The 3,730-nt window shown below is 60.4% G+C and carries 4 protein-coding genes; 1 reads left to right on the top strand and 3 read right to left on the bottom strand.

What is annotated here, in order from left to right; all coding sequences use genetic code 11:
- The first annotated feature begins 293 nt into the window (after nt 1-293).
- Complete coding sequence (locus EOA27_RS40960) at nt 294-569, top strand: hypothetical protein (RefSeq protein ID WP_189343130.1); 276 nt, start codon at nt 294-296, stop codon at nt 567-569.
- Here EOA27_RS40960 and EOA27_RS26990 read toward each other — a convergent pair.
- The 3 genes from EOA27_RS26990 to EOA27_RS26980 form a co-directional block, all read right to left on the bottom strand.
- Nucleotides 533-1,426 carry a carbohydrate ABC transporter permease gene (locus tag EOA27_RS26990; RefSeq protein WP_126082690.1) on the bottom strand — a complete coding sequence of 298 codons (894 nt, stop codon included), beginning with the start codon at nt 1,424-1,426 and terminating at the stop codon, nt 533-535. The two genes, EOA27_RS40960 and EOA27_RS26990, sit on opposite strands and share 37 nt — an antisense overlap.
- Nucleotides 1,427-1,428: 2 nt before the next feature.
- Nucleotides 1,429-2,367, bottom strand: coding sequence for a sugar ABC transporter permease (locus EOA27_RS26985; RefSeq protein WP_126082691.1), 939 nt, complete (start codon nt 2,365-2,367; stop codon nt 1,429-1,431).
- Nucleotides 2,368-2,460: 93 nt separating this feature from the next.
- Nucleotides 2,461-3,730, bottom strand: a 1,270-nt coding sequence (locus EOA27_RS26980; RefSeq protein ID WP_145970554.1) for an ABC transporter substrate-binding protein, incomplete at its 5' end; no start/stop codon positions are given.

The raw sequence follows: 3,730 nt of genomic DNA, 5'->3' as shown, positions 1-3,730 counted from the left end.
ATTCTGAACCTGCCAGCAGCCCAAACACGAGCGCTTCTCAGCCGCAGCGGATGGCATGCAGCCGGCGATCGTGGCTCGCGGTCGGTTGACGGGTCTCAACGGCTGCGCCTGGTTCGCTAGGCTTAAGCATTCTGAATTTCCATGGCTGCAGATTCGTTCGGTGCTGGTGGACGTCATTCGGATTGGTCAGCAGGCGGGGCAGGGGGCTCAGGCCTGAGGATCGAGGAGGCGGACGCCCTCGCCTTTGACCGGCGGGCAAGAACTCGACGCCGGCCTTGGTCAGAGCTGCTTCGATGGCAGGCATCCTGCTGACCCGGGAATCGACCTTGCCGTTCTCTAAGCGGGCCAGCGCGTTGAGCGAGACGATCGCCTTGTCCGCAAGCTCCTGCTGTGGGCTGGAGAACCCGCACGGACAGCGAACTCTCCGCGCCCGAGACCCCGGCAGCTTCAGTCGCAGCCGCCTCTATCTCGCGGCCGCGGCCACTTCTCGGCAAGTCGTGGGAGAGGACACAGCAGATGCGATCGCGCCGCGTTATTCCTTTACCGCGCCGGTCATCGAGGAGACGTAGTGCTCGACAAAGAATGAATAGAGGATCACCACCGGCAGCGACCCAATCAGCGCCCCTGCCATAAGCGCGCCCCATTCGTAGACGTCGGAGCGGACCAGCTCGGTGAGCACGCCAACCGGTACCGTCTTCTTTTCCGACGATTGAATGAAGGTCAACGCATAAATGAACTCGTTCCACGATAGCGTGAAGGCGAAGATGCCCGCAGATATCAGACCAGGTACTGACAGCGGCAGCACGATCTTGGTGAGGATCTGCAAACGGCTAGCGCCATCGATCAGAGCGCATTCTTCCAATTCGAACGGGATCGACCGAAAATAGCCCATCAGCAGCCAGGTGCAGAAAGGAATGAGGAAGGTGGGGTAGGTGAGGATCAGCGCGAACGGTGTGTCATAGAGGCCGAGATTGAACACCATCAGGGACAGCGGGATGAATAGAATCGAAGGCGGCACAAGATAGGCCAGGAACACTGCCAGGCCGACCTGCCGCGCGCCCGAGAATCGCAGGCGTTCGATGGCATAGGCCGCCAGCACCGCTGCCAACAGCGACAGGAAAGTGGCGGCCGTCGAGATGATGAGAGTGTTGAGCAGCCAACCAGGATAAGAGGTCTCAAACAACAGATAACGTATGTGCTGCAATGTCGGATGAACAACCCAGAATGGGTTGTAGTACACGTAGTCGGTCATCTCGGCATTCGGCTTAATGGCTGTGACCGTCATCCAGTAGAAGGGGAACAGGAGTACGATCATGAACACCAGCAGCGGCAGGTAGATCGTCACCACCCGGCGGGGCACACTTTGCAGGTAGCCCATGCCCCCTTCGTCGGTATCAACGCGCCCGGCTTGCTTGATCGCGGCCATGTTCAGTCTCCGCCGCCTTGCTGCCATCTGCGCCGTTGCAAGCCGAAATAGCTGAACAGGATCGCCGCCAGCAGGAAGGGGATCATGGCTACGGCGATCGCCGCGCCCTCTCCGAGTTGGCCCCCAGCAATGCCGCGTTGGAAAGATAATGTCGCCATCAGATGCGTGGCGTTCACCGGGCCGCCACGAGTGAGCACATAGATCAGTTGGAAATCGGTGAAGGTGAAGAGCACCGAGAAGGTCATGGTGATGGCAATGATCGGCGTCAGCAGCGGCAGGGTCACGTAGCGGAACAACTGCCAACGGCTGGCCCCGTCGAGGGTGGCGGCCTCGTAGAGCGATTGCGGGATGGTCTGCAAGCCGGCGAGCAGAGTGATGGCGACGAATGGAATGCCGCGCCAGACATTGGCCGCGATCACCGAGGCGCGCGCATTGGTTGGGTCGCCGAGGAAGTTGATGCGATGGTCGAAAAGTCCCATCTGCTGCAGCGCCCATGACAGGATCGAGAACTGCGAATCGTAGATCCACCAGAAGGCGATGGCCGAAAGCACCGTCGGCACCACCCAGGGCAGCAGCACCACCGCGCGAAAGAACGACTTGAAGGGCAGGTTCTCGTTGAGGATGAGCGCCAGCCAGAGCCCGAGCATGAATTTCAGGATCGAAGCGCTGACCGTGTAGAGCAGCGTGTTGAAGACTGAGAGCCAGAAGACGCTGTCGCTCCACAGGTACTCATAATTCTCAATGCCGATGAAGATGCCTGGGCGGCCAATGCGGGCGTCAGTGAAACCAAGCCAGACGCCGAGCCCAAGCGGGTAAGTCAGGAAGACCAGCAACAGCGCAGCCGCTGGCAACATGAAGCCGAAGCCGAGGGTATTTCGGCTTTCCGACAGACGCGACAGGATTGATTGGCGCGGCCGAACCGCAGCTGACGTCACGGCCATGGTCGGCTCCTCATGAGGTCGGGTGCATGGCGGCGCAAGCCGCCGTCCGAAACCGAGCCGGGCAGCACGGTCGACCGCCCGGCTCAGCTGTGGTCATACGCGATAGTAGCGGTTGGCGCGCTTTTCCGCCTCTTCCATCGCTTCCTGCGGCGCGGCCTGCCCGGTCACGGCTTTGGCGAACATGTCGACAAGAACATAGTCGGCCATGGTGGCGGCCGAGGCGTAGCCAAGCGGCCCCGCATAGCCGTTGGGACGTAGCGTCTCCGAGGCCTTCGCGTAGGCCGCGTTGTTCGGATCGGCCTTCCAAACCGGATTGTTGGCGAAGGATTTGAGCGTCTGGCAGCAGTAGCCCGCCGAGGAGGTGATCCAATCCGACATTTGCGGATCCTCGAACATGAACTGCAGATAGGCCTTCGCCGCGTTGGGGTAGGGCGTGTAGTTGAAAATGACGGCTGTGGTCACCTGGAACAGCTCGACGGATTTCCCGACCGGACCGATCGGCATGTTGGTCGTGCGCATGTCCTTGGCGATCTCGGTCAGCTTCGGATCATTGTCCTTGTTGACCTTGGCCGTGTTGTAGACGGAAATCCCGTTGGCGATGACGCTCACTTCGCCGGCCAGGAAGGCGCGGTTGTTGTTGACGTCGAGCCAGCTCTCGGTGCCGGGAATGAAGGTCTTGTAAAGCTCCTGTGCATACTGAATCGCCTTGAGCGTCTCGGGGCTGTTGATCGTGACCTTGCCTTGCTCGTCGACCATCTGGCCGCCATGGCTCCACAGCAGCCAATGCGCATAGTTGTTGCCGTCGCCGACTCCGTGGCCATGCGTGAAGCCGGCAGGATGACCTTTGGCCTTGAGCGCCTTGCAGAGTTCGAGGAAGCCGGCTGTGTCCTTCGGAAACTCCGAGAAACCGGCCTCCTTCACCCAACTTTCGCGGTAGACGATGGCGTTGCCGATGGTGGCCAGAGGCAGGCCAATGAACTTGCCCTCGCGCGTCGCATACTGTTTCGGCCCATCGTACCAGCCGCCATATTTCTTCCCGAGATAATCGCCCAGTTCCGTCACGTTGAGAAGCTTGTCAGGGTACTGGTGCGGATCGTCGAACCAGACGAACATCAGGTCCGGACCTGAGCCGACATTCGCTGCGACCGCAGCCTTGGGGCGAATGTCTTCCCAGCTCTCCTTGTCGACACGGACCTCTACCCCCGTCATTTCGGTGAACCGTTTGGTGTTCTTCAACCACTGGTCCTCGTCACCCTGCACGAAAGGCGACCAGCGCAGGAGCCTCAGCTTTGCGCCATCCTCCGGTTTGTACTTCAAAGCCTCCTGGGCAAAGGCCGGAGAGCCAACGAACTGGCCCCCTAAC

Origin of the sequence: Mesorhizobium sp. M2A.F.Ca.ET.037.01.1.1, assembly GCF_003998075.1 — a bacterium.
Taxonomy (GTDB): domain Bacteria; phylum Pseudomonadota; class Alphaproteobacteria; order Rhizobiales; family Rhizobiaceae; genus Mesorhizobium.
The sequence above is the reverse complement of the archived record's forward strand: the minus strand, read 5'-3'. Positions and strand labels throughout refer to the sequence as shown.